Origin of the sequence: Vescimonas coprocola (assembly GCF_018408575.1) — a bacterium.
Taxonomy (GTDB): domain Bacteria; phylum Bacillota; class Clostridia; order Oscillospirales; family Oscillospiraceae; genus Vescimonas; species Vescimonas coprocola.
In genome coordinates this window covers 593,600-613,289 of record NZ_AP023418.1, presented here as the reverse complement: position 1 = coordinate 613,289, position 19,690 = coordinate 593,600, and the positions used below count along the sequence as shown (strand labels likewise).

Below are 19,690 nucleotides of genomic sequence, written 5' to 3'. Positions count from 1 at the left end.
GTGCGCTCCTGCTGTCATAGTCGGTCGATTTCGTCCATCAAGGCGTCCACCAGCTTGTCCTGCGGCACCTTGTAAAGGATCTCCCCCTTACGGAACACCAGACCCTCGCCGTCGCCGCCGGCGATGCCCACGTCCGCCGCACGGGCCTCCCCCGGTCCGTTGACCACGCAACCCATCACCGCCACGGTGATGGGCTTGGTGCAGCCCGCCAACCGGCGCTCTACCTCCCGTGCAATGGGGATCATGTCATATTTTGTGCGGCCGCAGGTGGGGCAGGAGATGAGGTTCGGCCCCGTCTGCCGCAGTCCGGCGGCAGAGAGGATATCCTTGGCCGCACACACCTCCTCCACCGGGTCGGCGGTGAGGCTCACCCGAATGGTGTCGCCGATGCCCTGACACAGCAGGCCGCCGATGCCGATGGCGGATTTCAGCACTCCCATCCGGGGCGTGCCCGCCTCCGTGACCCCTAAATGCAGGGGGTAGTCCGTCTGCCGGTGCAGCAGCTGATAGGCCGCCATGTTCACCGGCACACGGGAGCACTTCACGGAGATGCAGATGTCGTCGAAATTGCAGTCGTTCAGCAGGCGGACATGGCCCATGGCACTCTCCACCAGCGCCTCCGGGGTGACGCCGCCGTATTTTTGCAGCAGTTCCCGCTCCAGTGAGCCGCCGTTGACGCCGATGCGGATGGGGATACCCTCGCTGCGGCAGGCGTCCGCCACGGCCCGCACCTTCTCCTGTGAGCCGATGTTGCCGGGGTTGATGCGGATCTTATCGATGCCCTGCCGCACGCACTCCAGCGCCAGCCGGTAATCGAAGTGGATATCCGCCACCAGCGGGATGTGGATGGCCCGGCGGATACGCCCTACGGCCTGCGCCGCCGCCATATCCGGCACCGCCACCCGGATGATATCGCACCCCGCCTCCTCCAGCCGGAGGATCTGGGCCACGGTGGCGGCCACATCCTCCGTCCGGGTGTTGCACATGGACTGGATGGCGATGTCCGCCCCGCCGCCCACCGGGACGCTGCCCACATGAATTTGCTTGCTCATGGCTGATTCCTCCTCAGTTTATCCCCCTCCATGGGGCAAAAACGCACCACCGGGACGGGAAGCCGCTCCCCGTCCCGTGTGCTCTTTCTCTCTTACTGAAACAGCTTCCACACGTCCTGAAAGGTGATGACCAGCATCAGCAGCATCAGCAGTGCGAAGCCGGCCAGATGGACGTAGCTCTCGAATTTTGCCGGAATTTTCTTGCGGATGGTCAGCATACACAGGGCGTTGACCACCAGAAAGAAGATCTTTCCTCCGTCCAGCGCCGGCAGGGGCAGCAGGTTCATCACCGCCAGATTCACCGCCACCAGCGCCGCCAGATAGGCGATGTTCTCCACCGCCGCCGAGGCGCTCTCCGCCTGTTCGCCCACGTCCGTGATGGTGGAGACGATGCCCACCGGGCCGCTGACGTCCTTGAGGCCCGCCTCACCGGTCACCAGCATCTGCAGGGACAGGCGCACGATCCGCACGAAGTCCACGGCGTTGTTCCAGCTGTACTGGAGACGTGTTCCCACTGTGGCCTCCTCCGCCCCGAACATCAGGCCGAAGCCCGTGTAGGTCTGGCCCTGCTGGTCGGTGTACTCCGCCCGCTCCATGGGGAAGTCCTTCAGGGTCACGGTCTGACCGTCACGCTTGACCTTCAGGTCGAATACACCGGTCTTGTTGCGGCCCAGCAGCAGGCTCACGTCACTGTAAACATACACCCGCTCACCGTCGATGCTCACCAGACGGTCCCCCACCTGCAGACCGCTCTCGCTCTGGAGGGGGCAGCCGTCGGCAAAGTCCGTGATGACCGGGACGTAAAATGCCTTGGCCCCGGCGTACAGGACGACGATGATAATCAGGCCCGTCAGGAAGTTCATAAAGGCCCCGGCGGCAAAAATGATGAGTTTTTTCCAGAAGCTCTGGTTATTCAGGGCCGTAGGGTCGTTGGAGTCCTCCTCCTCGCCCTCCATGGCACAGAAGCCGCCGATGGGCAGCAGCCGCAGAGAGTAGGTGGTATCCCCCTTGGTCTTGTGCAGGATGGTGGGGCCCATACCGATGGAAAATTCGTTGACCCGCACTCCGCAGGCCTTGGCCGCCAGAAAATGGCCCAGCTCGTGTACGGCGATGAGTACGCCGAAAATCAGGATCGCAGCAATAATATAGATCATGGTTCCTCCTACCGGTTCAGTACAGCGGCACGGGCCAGTCTGTCTGCCTCCAGTATATCCTCCAGAGAGGGCGTATATTTCACCTCCACCCGGCACAGGGCATCCTCCACCCGCCGGGCGATATCGTTAAAGCCGATCTCCTGCCGCAGGAACAGGCCTACGGCCTCCTCGTTGGCACCGTTCATGATGGCGCAGGCGGTGCCGCCGGTTCGGGCGCACTGACGGGCAAGGGCAAGGCATGGAAACGCTTCCGTATCCGGTGCCTGAAAGGTCAGCGGCCCGCAGGACAGCAGATCCAGCGTCCGATCCGGTGTCTCGGCCCGATAGGGCCATGTGAAGGCGTAGCGGATGGGCAGCTTCATATCCGCCGTCCCCAGCTGGGCGATCATGGCCCCGTCCCGGTACTCCACCAGCGAATGGACGATGCTCTGGCGGTGGATCACCGCCTCCACCTGCTCCACCGGCAGCCGGTACAGCCGCATGGCCTCGATGATCTCCAGTCCCTTGTTCATGAGGGTGGCCGAGTCGATGGTGATCTTGGCCCCCATGCTCCAGTTAGGGTGCTTCAAAGCGTCCGCCGGAGTCTTATGCTCCAGTTCCTCATGGCTCAGACCGAAAAACGGCCCGCCGGAGCAGGTCAGCAGCAGACGCTTTACCTCCCGGCGATCCCGGCAGCCCTGCAGGCTCTGGAAAATGGCCGAGTGCTCCGAATCCACCGGCACGATCTCGGCGCCGCAGCGCTCCGCCTCCGCCATCACCAGCTCGCCGGCGCACACCAGCGTCTCCTTATTGGCCAGAGCGATGCGCTTTTTCTCCCGGATAGCCGCCAGCGTGGGCTCCAGCCCAACGCTGCCCATGACGGCGGTGACCACTGTGTCCGCCTCCGGCAGCGTCGCCGCCTCCAGAAGCCCCTCCGGCCCCGCCGCCACCCGGATATCCGTGTCGGACAGCCGCAGCCGCAGCTCTCCCGCCGCCGCTCGGTCATACAGCACCGCCAGCTTCGGATGGAACTGGCGAGCCTGCTGCTCCAGCAGATCCACCTGGCGGTTGGCCGTCAGCGCCGCCACCGTCAGTCCCAGCTCCTGCACCACCTGCAGCGTCTGCCGCCCGATGGAACCGGTGGAGCCCAAGACCGCAACAGTCTTTGTCATAGTCATATCTCCTTTACAGGCCAATGACCCAGCAGGTCATGAGCCACAGCACCGGTGCAGCGAACAGCACGCTGTCGAACCGGTCCAGCACGCCGCCGTGACCCGGCAGCAGCCGCCCATAGTCCTTGATGCCGTACTGGCGCTTGATGGCCGAGAAGCTCAGGTCGCCCAGCTGGCCCATGAGGGCGCCCACCAGACCCATGAGGATGCAGCCGCCGATGTGCAGGGGCTGCAGGGTACAGAGGTAAAAGATGATCCGGAAGATCACCATGCCCAGCATACCGCCGACAAGGCCGCCCACGGCGCCCTCCACAGTCTTGTGGGGGCTTACCAGCGGCGACAGCTTGTGCTTGCCGCAGGCCATGCCGGTGAACAGGGCCGCCGAGTCACTGCAGAAGGCCGCCACCAGCGGCACCAGCACCAGTCCGCCGCCGTAGGGCAGCAGCCGCAGCAGCAGCAGGCAGCTGAAGGAGGCCGGGATGGCCAGCCCCGCCAGCGCCATGACGCACACATCCAGCAGGGTCAGGGCGTGGGGCTTGCCGTAGGACAGCACGCCCGCCGCCGGCAGCGCTATCACGCCCACCAGCAGCAGCCCGTCCACGATGCCCAGCGGCAGCTGCCACCCATGGCCCGCACCGTAAAAATGCAGCACCACTAATATGCCCATCACCGCCGGCAGCGCCGTCCAGCGCCGGGTCTTTTCCGGCCCGCACACAGCCGCCAGCAGCTCATGGGTACCCACCACGCTCAGCGCCGCCAACAGCGCCGCCGTGGCCCAGTCCGGTGCCACGCACAGGATGGCCAGCAGCAGCGGGATGCCGATCACCGCCACGATAATTCTCTGTTTCATATGCTTTCCTCTTTATTTTACCCCGCCGAACCGGCGGTCACGCTGCTGATACGCCACAATAGCCCGGTCCATATCCTCCGGCCCGAAGTCCGGCCACAGGGTATCGCAGAAATACAGCTCCGAATAGGCGCACTGCCACAGCAGAAAACCCGACAGCCGCTCCTCTCCGCTGGTGCGGATGATAAGCTCCGGATCCGGGAGACCGTCCGTAAACAGGTAGCCGGAGAATCGCTCCTCATCCAGCTCCTCCGGGCGGCAGCGGCCCTCCACACAGTCGGCGGCAAAGTGCCGGGCCGCCCGCAGCAGCTCATCCCGACCGCCGTAGTTCAGGCAGACGTTGGCCTGAAAGCCCTGAATGTGGGAGGATATCTCGTTGGTGCGCCGGGCCAGCTCCTGCAGCTCCGGCGAAAGGGCGCTCAGGTCCCCCAGAAACCGCAGCCGGATCTGATCCCGCTCCATGGAGTCGATGGCCTCCAGCATATACTGCTTCAGAAGGCCCATGATGGTGTTGACCTCGTCCGCCGGGCGCTTCCAGTTCTCCGTGGAGAATGCGTATACCGTCAGGTACTCCACTCCCAGCTCCTTGCAGTAGGTAGCGATCTTGCGGAACACCTCCGCCCCCACCTTATGTCCGGCGGTGCGGGGCAGGCCCCGACGCTTGGCCCATCTCCCGTTGCCGTCCATGATAACAGCGATATGGCGGGGAAGGCGGTTTTCATCCACCTGCCCCGCCGTATGATGCTTCTTTTTGGAAAACAGGCCCATCAGACAGACATGAGTTCCTTTTCTTTGGTATCCAGCAGCTTATCCAGCTCCTTGCAGTGGTCGTCGGTCATCTTCTGCAGGTCCTTCTCAGCCAGCTTCAGTTCGTCCTCGGTGATCTCGGAGGCCTTCTGCATCTTCTTGAACGCCTCCAGCGCATCCCGGCGGATGTTGCGGATGGCCACCTTGCCGCCCTCGTTGTACTTGCGGATCTGCTTGACCAGCTCCTTGCGGCGCTCCTCCGTCAGCTGGGGGAAGGCCAGCCGGATGGACTTGCCGTCATTCTGGGGATTGATGCCCAGATCGGACTCCTGAATGGCCTTCTCGATGCCCTTCAGGGCCGAGGCGTCCCAAGGGGTGATGAGCAGCGTCCGGGGATCGGGGGACGCCACCGCAGCGATCTGCTGGATGGGGGTGGGGGTGCCGTAGTAGTCCACCTGAATGCGGTTGAGGACGGATGCGTTGGCCCGTCCGGCCCGCACGGCTCCGAAGTCACGCTCCACCGCCTCCACGCTCTTCTTCATCTTTTCCTCGTATACCTTGTAGTGTTCCTTCAGCATGGTTATGCCTCCTTCACGATCGTTCCGATTTTTTCGCCCCGCAGCACACGCACGATATTATACGGGTCTTTCAGTGCAAACACCAGCACCGGGATGTGGTTGTCCATGGACAGGCTGGTGGCGGTGGAATCCATCACCGCCAGATGACGCTTGAGCACCTCGTCATAGGTGATGGCGTCGAATTTCACGGCGTCGGCGTTCTTGGCCGGGTCGCAGTCGTACACGCCGTCGATGTTCTTGGCCAGCAGGATCACGTCGGCGTTGATCTCCGCCGCCCGCAGCACCGCCGCCGTATCGGTGGAGAAGAAGGGGCATCCCACACCGCAGCCAAACAGCACCACCCGGCCCTTTTCCAGATGCCGGACGGCTCTGGCCCGGATATAGGGCTCCGCCACCTCACGGATCTCCAGTGCCGTCTGGAGCCGGACGTCCACGCCCTTCTGCTCCAGCACGTCCGCCAGCGCCATGCAGTTCATGGCCGTGGCCAGCATCCCCATGTGGTCGGCACGGGTGCGCTCGATGTGACCCTCGCCGTTCTTCACGCCCCGCCAGAAGTTGCCGCCGCCGATGACAACGCCGATCTGCACGCCCATGTTCACGCACTCCTTGATGACGTCCGCCACCTGACCCAGCACCTGAAAGTCCAGGCCGAAGTGCTTCTCGCCCGCCAGTGCCTCGCCGCTGATCTTCAGCAGCACCCGTTTATACTTCGGTTCGTCCATTGCTCTTCCTCCGTATGTGATACTTGGGAGTATTTTACCTTATTTTTTCCCGTTTGCATAGAGGGAAAAGCAAAATTTTTTCCGTCCTCTCTCCCCGCCTTGCATTTTCCGGCGGAAGATGGTACCATCTCAACGAAAAGAAACTGATAGGAGACGCCTTATGGAGCTGCTGCACATACATAAAGATACATGGGCCGCCGTGGGAGCCACGGCCCTGATCCCCTTTTACCGCCTGACGGATACGGACATTGTCCTGCTGGACACCGGCATCGCCGCCTCTGACCGGGAGGGTCTTACCGCCCTGCTGGAGGAGCACGGTCTGCGCCCCAAGGGGATCCTCTGCTCCCACGCTCACTACGACCATGTGGGCAACGCCGCTTATCTCCGCCGGCGCTACGGCTGCCCTATCGCTATGCCCATGATCGAGGCCGCCATCTGCGCCGATGCCACCGCCTTCCGGGCCAACTACGAGACCCTCACCTACGGCACCATCCAGTCCATGTTTCCGGAGGAGTGCTTCCTGTCGGACGTTCTCATCTCTCCGGATATCGATCATCTGGACTTTTGCGGCGTCCGTTTCGGCCTGCTGCCCCTGCCGGGCCACTCTGCCGGGCAGATGGGCTTCATCACCCCCGACGGCACTGCCTATCTGGCAGACTGCCTGTTGGGGCCGGAGCAGTTGCAGCGCTTCAAGCTGCCCACCATCATGCACATTGCCCGTGATCTGACGGTGATGGAGTCTCTCCGCAGTCTCCGCTGCCCGGTCTATGTGCTGGCCCATAAGACCAGCGTCACAGAGCTTGGTCCCGTCATCGATGCCAACATCGCCGCCATCCACGATAAGGGGCGGCGGCTGCTGAGCTGTCTCACCGACGGCATGACCGCCGACCAGTGGCTCTATGCCTACTGCCGTCAGGAGGGCATCCACACTCATGATCCCTTCCGCATCAGCGTCACCCAGCGCAATTTCCTGCATCTGTCCAACTGGCTGGTGGACGAGGGCCGGGTGGCTCTGCACCATGACCTCTGCGTGAGCCGTTACAGTAAGGTGTGAAGTAAGGTGTGAACCGGTCCACGGTGGGTAAGTTTTCGTTTTTTATCGTCCGTAATGGCCACAGGGGAGGGGGCAGCATCCACTGTCCCCTCCCCTGTTTCTTCTTTCGGCAATTCCGTTTTTTCAATCCTCCAGCAGCTCTGTGAAGCTCCGGATGGTCCGATCGCACACCCGTGTCATCTCCTCCCACGAGACGTGAAAGAACTGATCGTAGACCCCCACCGTGTGCATCCCGGCCGCCTTGGCCCCACGGCAGGCCGCCACAGAGTCGTCGTACACCACGCACTCCGCCGGCTCCACGCCCATGCGTCGGGCCGCTACCCGGAAGATCTCCGGGTCCTTCTTCTCGATCTTCAGATCGTGGGCAAACAAGATCTCCTCAAAATATGGCATCAGTCCCAGATGCCCCAGTGCCGCCCGGCAGTGGGCCGGAACACTGGAGGTCAGCACCATCATCCGCTGCCCCCGGCGGCGGCACTGATCCAGATACTCCCGCACGCCGGGCTTCACCTGTACCCGTGTGGCGTAGGCGTCCCCGGCCATCTCCATCCACTCTGCCATGATATCCTCCACAGACTCCTCCAGATGGCAGTAGCGCTTGGTGAACTCCGCCGCCAGCGGGAAAATGGTGTGCGCCACCCCCTGATAGTACTCCTTGGTGTAGGGAAAGCCACGCTTGGCCAGAAAGGCCTCATCCACCTCCCGCCAGATGCCGTTGGAATCGATCAGGGTCCCGTCCATGTCAAAAATATGCATCCATTCGTCCTCCGCTCGGATCGTTTCTGTGATTATATCAAGTTTTTGCCATTCTGTAAACGCCAGTTTCCCATGTGGACAAATGGGGAAAGCTGTGGTAGAATAGTGTGATAAAATTTTCCGAGCCAACGGGAGGGACAATGCCATGCAGGGAAAGCTCATCGTATTTGAGGGGACCGACGGTTCCGGCAAGGCTACGCAGTCGGAGCTGCTGTGCCAGGAGCTGACCCGACGGGGCATCCCCTACCGCAAGCTGACCTTTCCCCGGTATCAGGAGGAATCCTCGGCACTGGTACGGCTGTATCTGGGCGGGGCCTTCGGCCAGAAGCCCGGCGATGTCAATGCCTATGCCGCTGCGGCCTTCTACTCCGTGGACCGCTACGCCTCCTACAAGCAGGACTGGGGCAGCTACTATGAGCAGGGCGGTCTGCTCATCGCCGACCGCTATACCACCTCCAACGCCGTTCACCAGACCTCCAAGCTTCCGCCGGAGCAGCAGCGGCCCTTTGTGGACTGGCTCTTTGACTTCGAGTATCAGAAGCTGGGCCTGCCGGCTCCGGATCGAGTGCTGTACCTGGATCTCCCCACGGAGCTGTCCGAGCAGATGATGCGCCGCAGGGAGGCGGCTACCCATACCCACGCCGACATTCACGAGCAGGATGAAGCTTATCTCCGCTCCTGCCGGGAGAGCGCCGCCCGTGTGGTGGACTGGTGCGGCTGGCAGCGCATCCGCTGCGACCGGGACGGCCGGATCCGCAGTATTCAGGACATCCATCAGGAGGTTCTGGAGCGTGTGGCGGATCTGCTGCCGTAAAAAAGGACGGAACGCCGCAGCGTCCCGTCCCGGTTCGGCCGAACCCTATGGTATGTGTCTGTCCCTATGTCCCTCAGCAGGAGCAGCGGGAGTCGCCGCCGCAGCAGCGCTCGTTCTGTCCGCCGCCGCAGCAGCAGAGCACCAGTAAAACGATGACGATCAGCCAGATGCAGGAGCAGTTGTTGTTGTCAAAGCACACTTGAACCTCACCTCACTTGTTCTTCACTGGCTTATTCTATGCCCCACCGCCCCGGAAGGTATCTTGTCCGGTCTGATTTGCGCTGGGGAAAATGCGATAAAGAAAGGAACAACGATCTATGGCAGACCGCAAAAACAACGAGACCACCAGCTGGAACGCCGACGAGGTGCGCCGCCAGCAGACTCAGCGCAAGCAGCGCAAGAAAATGCGCCGGACCCGTTTCTGGGCCATCTACTGTGCCGGTGTGGTGCTGGGCTCCTGCCTGCTGGCGGGACTGGGCTGGCTCATGGTCAATGACGTGTGCGCCCTGAACAAGGCACCTCTCACCGCCACGGTGGAGATCGAAAAAGGCGACTCCGTGGGGCAGATCGCCTCCAAGCTGAAGAAGGCGGGCATCATCAAATATAAGCTGCTGTTCGTCATCACCAGTCCCCTCTTCCACGCCAAGGACACCATCCAGCCCGGCAGCTACGAGCTCAACACAGACATGGACTACAACTGCATCATCGACTCCATGCAGCAGGGCTCCTCTGTGGCCGGGACGGTGAAGGTCACCATCCCGGAGGGCTACTCCGTGCAGGAGACCATCCAACTGCTGGCCGACAGCGACGTGTCCAACGTGGAGGACCTGACGGAGGCCGCCAAGAACCATGTGTTCGACTACACCTTTGTGGATAACGAGAATCTGGGCAGCATCACCCGGCTGGAGGGCTTCCTCTTCCCGGATACCTACGAGTTCTTCCACAAGGAGGACGCCGTCTCTGCGCTGGATCGCCTGCTCTCCAACTTCCAGACCCGTGTCAGCGGCGAGCTGCTGACGGATATCGAGAACTCCCAGTACAGCCTCCGTGAGATCGTCACACTGGCCTCCATCATCGAAAAGGAGGCCATCGGTGACGACGAGGAGCGGGCCAACATCTCCTCCGTGTTCTATAACCGCCTCAGCGGCGACAACTCCGAGATCGGTACTGCCCTCCAGTCCGATGCTACCATCTACTATGCCCTGCACATCGCCGGCATGGACGATACCCAGTTCTCCACGGATCTGGACAGCCCCTACAACACCTATAAGCACGGCGGCCTCCCCGCCGGCCCCATCTGCAACCCCAGTTTGTCCTCCATCAAGGCGGCGGTGCATCCCAGCGACACCGGCTACTACTACTTTGCCTACGGCAAGGATGGAGTCAGCCACTTCTTCCGTACCTATGACGAGCATCTGGCCTTCGTCAACAGCGATATGTACGCCCCGGATTGATGGATATGATGAGAAAAAAGCCTGAGCTGCTGTCCCCGGCCGGGGACATGGAAAAGCTGAAAATGGCCGTGGCCTATGGAGCCGACGCCGTGTATCTGGCAGGCACCTCCTTCGGGATGCGCTCCTTCGCCGGGAATTTCTCCCCGGAGGAACTGCCCTGTGCGGTGGCCTATGCCCATGACCACGGTGTCCGGGTCCACGTCACCGTCAACACCATGCCCCGCAGCGGCGAGGTGGATGCCCTCCCCGCCCATCTGGAGCGCCTGAACGATGCCGGGGTGGATGCTCTCATTCTGGCGGATCTGGGGGCCTTCACGCTGGCGGGAAAATACGCTCCCCGCTGTGAACGCCACATCAGCACCCAGCAATCCATCGCCAACTACGCCTGCGCTCAGGCGTGGTACGATCTGGGCGCCAAGCGGGTGGTGCTGGCCCGTGAGCTGAGCATGGACGAGATCCGTGAGATCCGCCGCCGCACCTCCCCGGAGCTGGAGCTGGAGACCTTCTGCCACGGGGCCATGTGCGTGTCCTACTCCGGCCGCTGCCTGCTCTCCAACTACATGACCGGCCGGGATTCCAACCGGGGCGCCTGCGCCCAGCCCTGCCGCTACCAGTACGCCCTGATGGAGGAGAAGCGCCCCGGCGAGTACTTTCCAGTGTTCGAGGACGAAAAGGGTACCTACATCATGAACTCCCGTGATATGTGCATGATCGACCATCTGGACGACCTCATGGACGCCGGAGTGGACTGCCTGAAGATCGAGGGCCGGGCCAAATCCGCCTATTATGCCGCCATCGTCACCGGGGCTTACCGCCATGCCATCGACGACGTGGCGCAGGGCCGCCCCGTCGATCCCGTCTGGCGGGATGAGGTGGAGCACGTCAGCCACCGCCACTATTCCACCGGCTTTTTCTACGGCCCTCCCGGCCAGTATTACGAGAGTTCCCGCTATATCCGGGACTGGCAGATCTGCGCTGTGGTAACGGACTGCACCCCGGAGGGACTGGCCACCCTGAGCCTCCGCAACAAGTTCCGCACCGGCGATACCGTGGAGGTGGTGGGGCCGGATACCCGTCCCTTCTCCCTTACCGTGCCGGAGATGGCGGATGCCGATGGGCTGCCTCTCTTTGAGCCGAAAACGCCTCAGATGACCTTTACCATGCCCCTACCCCGGCCGGTACCGCCTATGAGTTTCATCCGCCATGCCGTGGAACTGTCGGGAAAGTAATGCCCCCATGACCGACGTCCCCTTCCGAACCCCGGAAGGGGGCGTCGTTTCGACACAGACATGACAGGTTCAAGTTGAAATCGTTTTTCCCCCTCCTAAAGCTATATCCCCTGCGGGGCGGACCCTCTGTCCGCCCCGCTTCCTTTTGCCCATAAAAATTCCCCGCTCCGGCAACTGGCTCTTTTCAATCGATGCAGATTGCGGTATAATAAGCCCTGATTACGACCCGATGGAGGTGCCTATCTCATGGAAGTGAAGCGCTGGGAGCTCATGCCCCATGTGTATCTGACCTATCTGCCGGCCCGGAAATTCAAAACTGGGGTGCTGTCGGCCCAATTCATCACGCCGCTGGCCAAGGAAACGGCGTCCTACAACGCCCTGCTGCCGGCGGTGCTGCACCGCGGCACCATGCGCTGCCCGGACATGGAGCAGCTCGCTGCGGCCATGGATCGGCTCTACGGCGCACAGATCAGCCCCACCATCCGCAAGCGGGGGGAGACGCAGTGCCTTGGCTTCGTGGCCAGCTTTATCGACGACCGGTTCGTCTCCCGGAATGAACCGCTGCTGGAGCCTGCGGCGGAGCTGCTGGGGGAGCTGCTGCTGGACCCTGTGACCCGTGGCGGCCGGTTTCTGCAGGAATATGTGGAGGGCGAGAAGGCCAATCTGGCCGACGCCATCCGCTCCATCCGCAACGACAAGCGGGACTGGGCCGATCTGCGGCTTTTGCAGGAGATGTGCGCCGGGGAGCCCTATGGCATCAGCCGCTTCGGTGACGAGGCGGGGCTGGCCAAGATCAACAACCAGAAGCTCTACGCTCACAGCCAGCGGATGATGTCCTCCTCCCGGCTGGAGCTGTTCTACTGCGGCAGCGCCGAGTGCCATCGGGTGGAGGAGGCCCTGCTGACGGCCTTCTCCTCCCTGACCCGTGGCCCCCAAACGGAGCCGGAGCCGCCCCGACGGTTCGCCGCTCCCTCCCAGCCCCGACTGGTGACGGAGGAGATGGACGTGACGCAGGGCAAGCTCTCCATTGGCTTCCGCTGCGATACCGATGACGAGCCCGCCATGATCCTGACAAACCTCATGTTCGGCGGCTCCAGCAACTCCAAGCTGTTTCTGAACGTCCGGGAGAAGCTCTCCCTCTGCTACTATGCCTCCAGCACCTACGTCCGCTCCAAGGGCATCCTGACGGTGTCCTCCGGCATCGAGACGGCGGACTATGACCGGGCCGAGGCGGAGATCCTCCGCCAGCTGGACGAGATCCGGCAGGGCCTCTGGGAGGACTGGGAGCTGACGGCGGCACGGGAGAGTCTGCTCAGCGCCCTGCAGGCGCTGGGAGATTCTCAGGGAGCGCTGGAGAACTACTATCTGGGGCTGGCGGCCACCGGCCGCCGGGAGACCCCGGAGGAGATGGCGGCGCTGCTGCGGCAGGTGACCCCGGAGCGCATCCGTGCGGCAGCCCAGAGCGTGCAGCTGGATACCATTTACTTCCTGAAGGGAAAGGAGGCGTGAGGATGTATTATCCCCGCATTGACGAGACGGTGACCTTCCGCCGCCTGAAAAACGGTCTGCCGGCCTATGTGGTCCACAAGCCCGGCTACACCCGGAAATACGCCATGTTCGCCACCCGCTACGGCGGCATGGACCTGCGCTTTCAGCAGGACGGCGCATGGCAGGATACCCCGGCGGGCATCGCCCACTATCTGGAGCACAAGATGTTCGACACCGCCGACGGAAACGCCATGCAGGAGATGGCCAAAAATGGCGCCGAGCCCAATGCCTTTACCAGCAATGCCATGACGGCCTACTACTTCGACTGCACGGAGCATTTTGACGAGAATCTGCGGCAGCTGCTGTCCTTTGTGTCGATGCCGTACTTCACCGACGAGAGCGTGGCCAAGGAGCAGGGCATTATCGCTCAGGAGATCGGCATGATCGAGGATGACCCGGAGTGGCAGGTCTATAAGCGGATGCTGCAGGCCCTGTACCGGGAGAGTCCCGCCCGTATCCCCGTGGCCGGCTCCGTGGAGAGCATCTCCCGCATCACCGCCGAGACCCTGTACCGCTGCCACAAGGCCTTCTACACCCCCGCCAATATGTGTCTGGTGGCGGTGGGCGATCTGGACGCCGAGGCGGTGTTCCGGGCGGCGGAGGATATCCTGCCCCCGGAAAGCGGCCCGGATATCCCCCGTGACTACGGTGGCAGCGAGGGAGACACCCCCGCTCAGTCGGAGACCTCCTGCCGGATGGAGGTATCCATGCCGTCGTTTCTGGTGGGCTTCAAATGCCCCGCTCCCCCGGAGGGAGAGCAGCGGCTGCGCTGGGATATTCTGGGGGATCTGGCCTGCGATATCCTCATGGGGGACTCCAGTCCCTTGTTCTCTCGACTGTACAGTCAGGGCCTTATCAACGGTTCCTTCGGCAGTTCCTTCGACCTGCTGCCCGGTGCGGCCTACGCCTATGCCGGCGGCGACAGCAACGATCCCGCCGCCGTGATGGAGGCCATTTTAGAGGAGGCCCGACGCCTGACCCGTGAGGGTCTGGATCCGGACTACTGGCAGCGGATGAAGCGGGGGAACTTCGGGGCCTCCCTGAAGGGTCTCAACTCCTTCGATTCCATCGCTATTTCGCTGGTGGAGGGCTGCTTCCAGCACTTTGATCCCCTGCGCTTCCCGGAAATTTACGACAGCATCACCCCGCAGGATGTGCTGGATTTCATCCGGGAGCACATCTGCCGCAGCCGTGCAGCCCTGTCCGTTATCTATCCCAAGGAGGACTGATCATGAATGACAACTGGAAATTTTCCGATCTTCCCTATACCAGCCCCGATGTAGAGGCCCTTCAGGCCCGGTACGACGCCCTGACCCAGCGGGCTAAGGACGCCCAAGATTCGGAGGATCTGCTGGAGGTGGTTCGGCAGCGGGATGCCCTCCAGCAGGAGGTATCCCTCTGCCAGAGCATCGCCTTCATCCGGGCCTTCCACGATGTCACTGACGAGTTTTATCAGCGGGAGCTGCAGGAGACCATGCCCCGACTGGAGACGCTGGATACGCAGTCTCTGTCCATGGCCATAGCAGAGAGTCCCTACGCTGCGGCGGTGGATGAGGCCTTCGGCCCCCAGCTGCGCCGCCTGCTGACGCTGGACCAGCGGCTCCACACCGGCGGCAAGGAGCTGCAGGCCCGCATCTCCCGGCTCACCGCCCAATACCAGCAGCTGGTGGCCTCCGCCAAGTATCAGGTGCAGGGCGAGACTCTCAGCGGCGGCCAGCTGCGCTTTGCGCTGACCAGCACCGACCGGGAGCGCCGCAAGGCCGCCTATGACGCCCAGCAGCAGACCGCCGTGGAAAACGGCCCCGTAATGGAAAAGCTCCTGCGGGAGCTGGTCCATGCCCGGAACCAGCTGGCCCGTGAAAACGGCTTCGACAGCTTTGCCGACTACGGCGATCTCAGTATGCAGCGTCTGGGCTATGGCCGGGCGGAATTGGACGAGTTCTGCCGTCAGGTGCAAAAGTACATCACGCCCCTGTATCTGCAAATGCAGGAGCAGCAGCGCCAGCGGCTGGGGGTGGAAACGCTGCTGCCCTATGACCGGGCGCTGGTGTTCCCGGAGGGCAACGCCGTCCCCGTGGCGGCAGAGGAGCTTCCTAAGGCTGCACGCCGGATGTACCACGCCCTGAGTCCGGAGGCAGGACATTTCTTCGACGAGATGATCCGCCACGACCTGTTGGACGTGGCAGGCTCCCCCAACAAGATCTCCGGCATGGGCTTCTGCGATATGCTGAGCGCCCCCTGCGGGATGCCCTTCATCTTCGCCAACTGCGACGGCACCGGCTCCGACGTCACCGTCTATACCCATGAGCTGGGCCACGGCCTTCAGGGCTACCTCTCCTACCGCAGCCAGCCGCTGGCGGACTATGTGGGGCTGAGTCCCGATCTGGCGGAGGTCTACTCCAAGACCATGGAGCTGCTGACCCTCCCCTACGCACGGGAGTTCTTCGGCCCTCACGCCCCCCAGTTCCTGACGGAGCACCGCTACGACTTCATCAAGGAGCTGTGCGCCTTCTGCTCCATCCACACCTTCGAGACGTGGCTCTATGAGCACCCGGATGCCTCTCTTTCTCAGTGGGCGGAGGAGTTCGACCGCACGGAGAAGGCCTTCGGCCGGGCCCAGAACAACGAGCCGTGGCGGCAGCAGGTGCTGGCCGGCTGCGATCTGTTCACCAACATGGCCATCTATATGCTCCCCCGCTATGTGGTGAGCTACGCCCTCTCCATCGTCTGCGCCCAGCAGCTGAAGGCCGCCTATGACGCCGACCCCGTGGACGGCTGGGCCAGATATCACGCCCTGTGCGCCTCCGGCGGCAGCAAGCTCTACGCCGAGACGCTGGCAGATGCCGGGCTGGAGCTGCCCTACGCCCCCGGCGTGGTGGAGCGGCTGGCCCGTGAGCTGGCGGCGCAGGCCTGAAGCCACCCCATCCCTTCGAGCGCACGGCGCTCTGCACTTTATCCCAAGGAGGAATCATCATGCAAATTATGACTGACAGCCCCATCCGGTTCCCCGGCCTGTTCGGGGACTGGGCCTTTACCGCCAGCTCCAAGGCGCTGGACATCGGCAACGGCATCTACTGGTACGGTATCCTCATCGCCCTTGGTCTGGTCATCGCCATCTGGTGGTGCATGAACCAGAAATCCAAGTACGGCATCACCGAGGACGACCTGCTGGACAGTGTTCTGTGGGGCATCCCCTGCGCCATTGTGGGGGCAAGAATTTACTATGTGCTGTTCTATCTGGATCAGTTCAAAAACAGCGACGGCAGCTTCAGCTTCCGCAAGGCCATCGCCATCTGGGACGGCGGCCTTGCCATCTACGGTGCCGTCATCGCCGTGGTCATCGTGGGCATCTGCATCAGCCGCCACAGGGGCTATAAGCTGGGAGCCATGCTTGACCTTGCGGTGATGGGCCTGCTCATCGGCCAGTGCATCGGCCGGTGGGGCAACTTCATGAACCGGGAGGCCTTCGGCGCCGAGACCACCCTGCCCTGGCGGATGCAGCTGACCACCGTCACCGGCCAGCTGGTGGAGGTCCACCCCACGTTCCTGTATGAGAGCCTGTGGAATCTGGTGGGCCTGCTGCTCATCATCTTCGTGGTATCCAAGGCCCGCCGCTTCGACGGCGAGAACACCTGGTTCTACTTCCTGTGGTACGGCATCGGCCGCTTCTGGGTCGAGGGCCTGCGGACCGACAGCCTGTACCTCTTCAACTGGACCATCGGTGGCCAGCCCATCCGGGTGTCGCAGGCCCTGAGCCTTGTGATGGTATTCGTGTCCCTCTTCATGCTGTACTACAACATCAAGCTCCATCCCCACAAGCCGGAGGAGCTGTATGTCAACATCGTGGCGGCCCGCAATGCCGCCGCAGCCGAAGCGGCTGTCGCCCCGGCAGCTGAGTCTCCCGCTCAGGCGACCCCCACCGAGGATGCTCCAGCCGTCTCTTCCGAGCCGGAGGCTCCCTCCCAGAAGGATACCTCCGGTGAAACCCCGACGGAGGATCCGTCATGAGCGCCGTGCTGTTAGACGGCAAGGCCCTGTCCGCCCGGATGCGGGAGCGGCTGGGGCAGGAGGCCGCCGCCCTGCCCCGCCAGCCGGGTCTGGCGGTGATTCTGGTGGGGGACGACCCCGCCAGCGCCGTATACGTCCGCAACAAGGAGAAAGACTGCGCCCAGTGCGGGGTACGGTGCCTGAACCATCACCTGCCCGCTGAAACCACCCAGCAGGAGCTGCTGGCGCTGGTGGAGGACATGAACCGCCGGGAGGACGTGGACGGAATTCTGGTGCAGCTTCCCCTTCCGGAGGGGCTGGACAGCCGGGCCGTGTTGGAGGCCATCCGCCCGGAGAAGGATGTGGACGCCTTCCATCCGGAAAATGTGGGCCGCCTGATGCTGGGGCTGCCCCGGTTCCTGCCCTGCACCCCCGCCGGGGTCATGGCCCTGCTGCGGGCGTATGGTATCTCCCCCGCCGGGAAACACTGTGTGGTGATAGGCCGCAGCAACATCGTGGGAAAGCCCATGGCCCTGCTGCTTCTGGCGGAGGACGCCACCGTCACCGTCTGCCACAGCCGCACGCCGGATCTGGCGGAGCAGTGCCGTCGGGCGGACATCCTCATCTCCGCCGTGGGCCGCCGTGGCCTCATCACCTCCGACATGGTCAAACCCGGCGCCGTGGTCGTGGATGTGGCTATGAACCGCAATGAGGAGGGCAAGCTCTGCGGCGACGTGGACTTCGCCGCCGTGGCGGAAAAGGCGGCCTATATCACCCCCGTGCCGGGGGGCGTAGGCCCCATGACACGGGCCATGCTCATGGAAAATACCATCTCTGCATCCCGCAGACGGCAGCATAAGGAGGACTGACTCATGAAAACTGATATCGAGATCGCACAGAGCTGCCCCCTCCTCCCTATCACCGCCATCGGCGCAAAGCTGGGCCTGACGGAGGAGCAGCTGGAGTGCTACGGCCGCTATAAGGCCAAGCTGCTGCCCTCCGCCACAGCGGGCAAGCCCCAGACCGGGAAGCTGATCCTGGTCACAGCCATCAACCCCACTGCCGCCGGAGAGGGCAAGACCACCACCAGCATCGGACTGGCGGACAGCCTGTCGGCGCTGGGGAAAAAGACGGTGCTGGCCCTGCGGGAGCCTTCTCTGGGGCCGGTGTTCGGCCTCAAGGGCGGAGCCACCGGCGGCGGCTGGGCGCAGGTGGCCCCCATGGAGGGCATCAACCTCCACTTTACCGGCGACTTCCACGCCATCGGCGCCGCCAACAACCTGCTGGCGGCCATGGTGGATAACCACATCTATCAGGGCAACGCTCTGGACATCCAACAGGTGACGTGGCGGCGCTGCGTGGACATGAACGACCGCCAGCTGCGGTACATCCTCTGCGGTCTGGGTGGCAAGGGAAACGGCGTACCCCGTGAGGAGGGCTTTGACATCACTGTGGCCACGGAGGTCATGGCGGTGCTGTGTCTGGCGGAGGATCTGACAGACTTGAAGGCCCGTCTGGCTCGGATGATCGTGGGCTACAACGGCCACGGCCAGCCGGTGACTGCCGGGGATCTGAAGGCGGCGGGGGCCATGGCCGCCCTATTGAAGGACGCCATCCGCCCCAATCTGGCCCAGTCGCTGGAGGGGACTCCCGCCATCATCCACGGCGGCCCCTTCGCCAACATCGCCCACGGCTGCAACAGCGTGGCCGCCACCAAGGCCGCTCTGCGGCTGGGGGACTATGTGGTGACGGAGGCGGGCTTCGGCGCTGATCTGGGGGCCGAAAAGTTTCTGGATATCAAGTGCCGTAGGGCGGGACTGCGTCCGGATGCGGTGGTCATCGTGGCCACGGTCCGGGCCCTGAAACTCCACGGGGGCGCCGATAAGACCCAGCTGGCCACGGAGGACACGGCAGCCCTGCGCCGGGGTCTCCCCAATCTGCTGCGGCACATCGAGAACATCACGCAGGTCTACGGTCTGCCGGCAGTGGTGGCCCTGAACCGCTTCACCAGCGACTCGGCGGCAGAGCTGGCGCTGGTGCAGGAGGCCTGCGCCGTCTATGGGGCGGAGGTGGCCCTATCGGAGGTGTGGGAGAAGGGCAGCCGGGGCGGCATGGAGCTGGCCCACGGCGTCCTGCGGGCGCTGGAGCAGGAGAACCACTTCCGCTTCGCCTACGATGCCGCCCTTCCCATCCGGGACAAGCTGCTGGCCCTGACCCAAAGAATCTACGGCGGCCACAATGTGGCCTATACCGAGGAGGCCGACCGGGAGATCAACCGCCTGACGGAGCTGGGCTTCGGCGGCCTGCCGGTGTGCGTGGCCAAGACCCAGTACAGTCTTTCCGATGACCCCAAGAAGCTGGGGGCCCCTCAGGACTTCATCCTGACGGTGCGGAAGGTGAAGGTCTCCGCCGGAGCCGGGTTCATCGTGGCCCTGACGGGGGACATTCTCACCATGCCGGGTCTGCCCAAGACCCCGGCGGCAGAGGCCATCGACGTGGACGAAAACGGCGTCATCTCCGGTCTGTTCTGATAGGTAACATAACACGATAGAAATAGAAAAAAAGCATCGCATCTGCATAGCAGATGCGATGCTTTT

General features: G+C 63.1%; 19 protein-coding genes. 10 read left to right on the top strand and 9 right to left on the bottom strand.

Annotation, left to right across the window (positions count from 1 at the left end; genetic code table 11):
• Positions 1-14 precede the first annotated feature (14 nt).
• The 7 genes from ispG to pyrH form a co-directional block, all read right to left on the bottom strand.
• On the bottom strand, positions 15-1,052 hold the full coding sequence (gene ispG, locus KJS28_RS03045; RefSeq protein ID WP_213541686.1) for a flavodoxin-dependent (E)-4-hydroxy-3-methylbut-2-enyl-diphosphate synthase: 1,038 nt from the start codon (positions 1,050-1,052) through the stop codon (positions 15-17).
• Positions 1,053-1,144: 92 nt separating this feature from the next.
• Entirely contained in the window at positions 1,145-2,206 is a 1,062-nt protein-coding gene (locus KJS28_RS03040; protein ID WP_213541685.1) for a M50 family metallopeptidase, read from the bottom strand.
• Between the two features lie 8 nt (positions 2,207-2,214).
• On the bottom strand, positions 2,215-3,357 hold the full coding sequence (locus KJS28_RS03035) for a 1-deoxy-D-xylulose-5-phosphate reductoisomerase (RefSeq protein WP_213541684.1): 1,143 nt from the start codon (positions 3,355-3,357) through the stop codon (positions 2,215-2,217).
• 13 nt (positions 3,358-3,370) lie between these two features.
• A complete protein-coding gene (locus tag KJS28_RS03030; RefSeq protein ID WP_213541683.1) occupies positions 3,371-4,207 on the bottom strand; it encodes a phosphatidate cytidylyltransferase in 837 nt (278 codons plus the stop codon).
• Between the two features lie 12 nt (positions 4,208-4,219).
• Positions 4,220-4,972 carry an undecaprenyl pyrophosphate synthase gene (locus KJS28_RS03025; RefSeq protein ID WP_213541682.1) on the bottom strand — a complete coding sequence of 251 codons (753 nt, stop codon included), beginning with the start codon at positions 4,970-4,972 and terminating at the stop codon, positions 4,220-4,222.
• Positions 4,972-5,529 carry a ribosome recycling factor gene (gene frr / locus KJS28_RS03020; protein ID WP_213541681.1) on the bottom strand — a complete coding sequence of 186 codons (558 nt, stop codon included), beginning with the start codon at positions 5,527-5,529 and terminating at the stop codon, positions 4,972-4,974. The genes KJS28_RS03025 and frr overlap by 1 nt, the downstream gene beginning before the upstream one ends.
• Positions 5,530-5,531: 2 nt before the next feature.
• The gene (gene pyrH / locus KJS28_RS03015) at positions 5,532-6,251 is read right to left on the bottom strand and encodes a UMP kinase (protein WP_021857925.1); all 720 of its coding nucleotides are present in this window, start codon (positions 6,249-6,251) and stop codon (positions 5,532-5,534) included.
• A gap of 160 nt (positions 6,252-6,411) precedes the next feature.
• Between pyrH and KJS28_RS03010 the strand changes: the two genes are divergently transcribed.
• Complete coding sequence (locus KJS28_RS03010) at positions 6,412-7,305, top strand: MBL fold metallo-hydrolase (RefSeq protein ID WP_213541680.1); 894 nt, start codon at positions 6,412-6,414, stop codon at positions 7,303-7,305.
• A 123-nt stretch (positions 7,306-7,428) separates the two neighbouring features.
• On the opposite strand, the gene KJS28_RS03005 is transcribed toward KJS28_RS03010, so the two are convergent.
• Complete coding sequence (locus KJS28_RS03005) at positions 7,429-8,061, bottom strand: HAD family hydrolase (protein ID WP_213541679.1); 633 nt, start codon at positions 8,059-8,061, stop codon at positions 7,429-7,431.
• 145 nt (positions 8,062-8,206) lie between these two features.
• Between KJS28_RS03005 and KJS28_RS03000 the strand changes: the two genes are divergently transcribed.
• Positions 8,207-8,875 (top strand): dTMP kinase, encoded by a 669-nt coding sequence (locus KJS28_RS03000; protein ID WP_213541678.1) that lies wholly within the window; start codon positions 8,207-8,209, stop codon positions 8,873-8,875.
• A gap of 73 nt (positions 8,876-8,948) precedes the next feature.
• Here KJS28_RS03000 and KJS28_RS12610 read toward each other — a convergent pair whose 3' ends face one another.
• Positions 8,949-9,074, bottom strand: coding sequence for a hypothetical protein (locus KJS28_RS12610; protein WP_267873552.1), 126 nt, complete (start codon positions 9,072-9,074; stop codon positions 8,949-8,951).
• 118 nt (positions 9,075-9,192) lie between these two features.
• Here KJS28_RS12610 and mltG point away from each other — a divergent pair, with 118 nt between their 5' ends.
• The 8 genes from mltG (at position 9,193) to KJS28_RS02960 (ending at position 19,624) form a co-directional block, all read left to right on the top strand.
• Positions 9,193-10,329, top strand: coding sequence for an endolytic transglycosylase MltG (mltG, locus tag KJS28_RS02995; RefSeq protein ID WP_213541677.1), 1,137 nt, complete (start codon positions 9,193-9,195; stop codon positions 10,327-10,329).
• Between the two features lie 5 nt (positions 10,330-10,334).
• Positions 10,335-11,558 carry a peptidase U32 family protein gene (locus tag KJS28_RS02990; protein WP_213541676.1) on the top strand — a complete coding sequence of 408 codons (1,224 nt, stop codon included), beginning with the start codon at positions 10,335-10,337 and terminating at the stop codon, positions 11,556-11,558.
• Between the two features lie 246 nt (positions 11,559-11,804).
• Positions 11,805-13,067 carry an EF-P 5-aminopentanol modification-associated protein YfmF gene (yfmF, locus tag KJS28_RS02985; RefSeq protein WP_213541675.1) on the top strand — a complete coding sequence of 421 codons (1,263 nt, stop codon included), beginning with the start codon at positions 11,805-11,807 and terminating at the stop codon, positions 13,065-13,067.
• A 2-nt stretch (positions 13,068-13,069) separates the two neighbouring features.
• Positions 13,070-14,335: an EF-P 5-aminopentanol modification-associated protein YfmH gene (yfmH, locus tag KJS28_RS02980; RefSeq protein WP_213541674.1), complete on the top strand. Its 1,266-nt coding sequence runs from the start codon at positions 13,070-13,072 to the stop codon at positions 14,333-14,335.
• Positions 14,336-14,337: 2 nt separating this feature from the next.
• Positions 14,338-16,020: a M3 family oligoendopeptidase gene (locus tag KJS28_RS02975; RefSeq protein ID WP_213541673.1), complete on the top strand. Its 1,683-nt coding sequence runs from the start codon at positions 14,338-14,340 to the stop codon at positions 16,018-16,020.
• Between the two features lie 59 nt (positions 16,021-16,079).
• Positions 16,080-17,114, top strand: a complete 1,035-nt coding sequence (lgt, locus tag KJS28_RS02970) for a prolipoprotein diacylglyceryl transferase (RefSeq protein ID WP_213541672.1) — start codon at positions 16,080-16,082, stop codon at positions 17,112-17,114.
• Positions 17,111-17,962, top strand: coding sequence for a bifunctional methylenetetrahydrofolate dehydrogenase/methenyltetrahydrofolate cyclohydrolase FolD (folD, locus tag KJS28_RS02965; protein WP_213541671.1), 852 nt, complete (start codon positions 17,111-17,113; stop codon positions 17,960-17,962). Before lgt ends, folD begins: the two co-directional genes overlap by 4 nt.
• Before the next feature lie 3 nt (positions 17,963-17,965).
• Complete coding sequence (locus KJS28_RS02960) at positions 17,966-19,624, top strand: formate--tetrahydrofolate ligase (RefSeq protein WP_213541670.1); 1,659 nt, start codon at positions 17,966-17,968, stop codon at positions 19,622-19,624.
• The last annotated feature ends 66 nt before the right edge of the window (positions 19,625-19,690 follow it).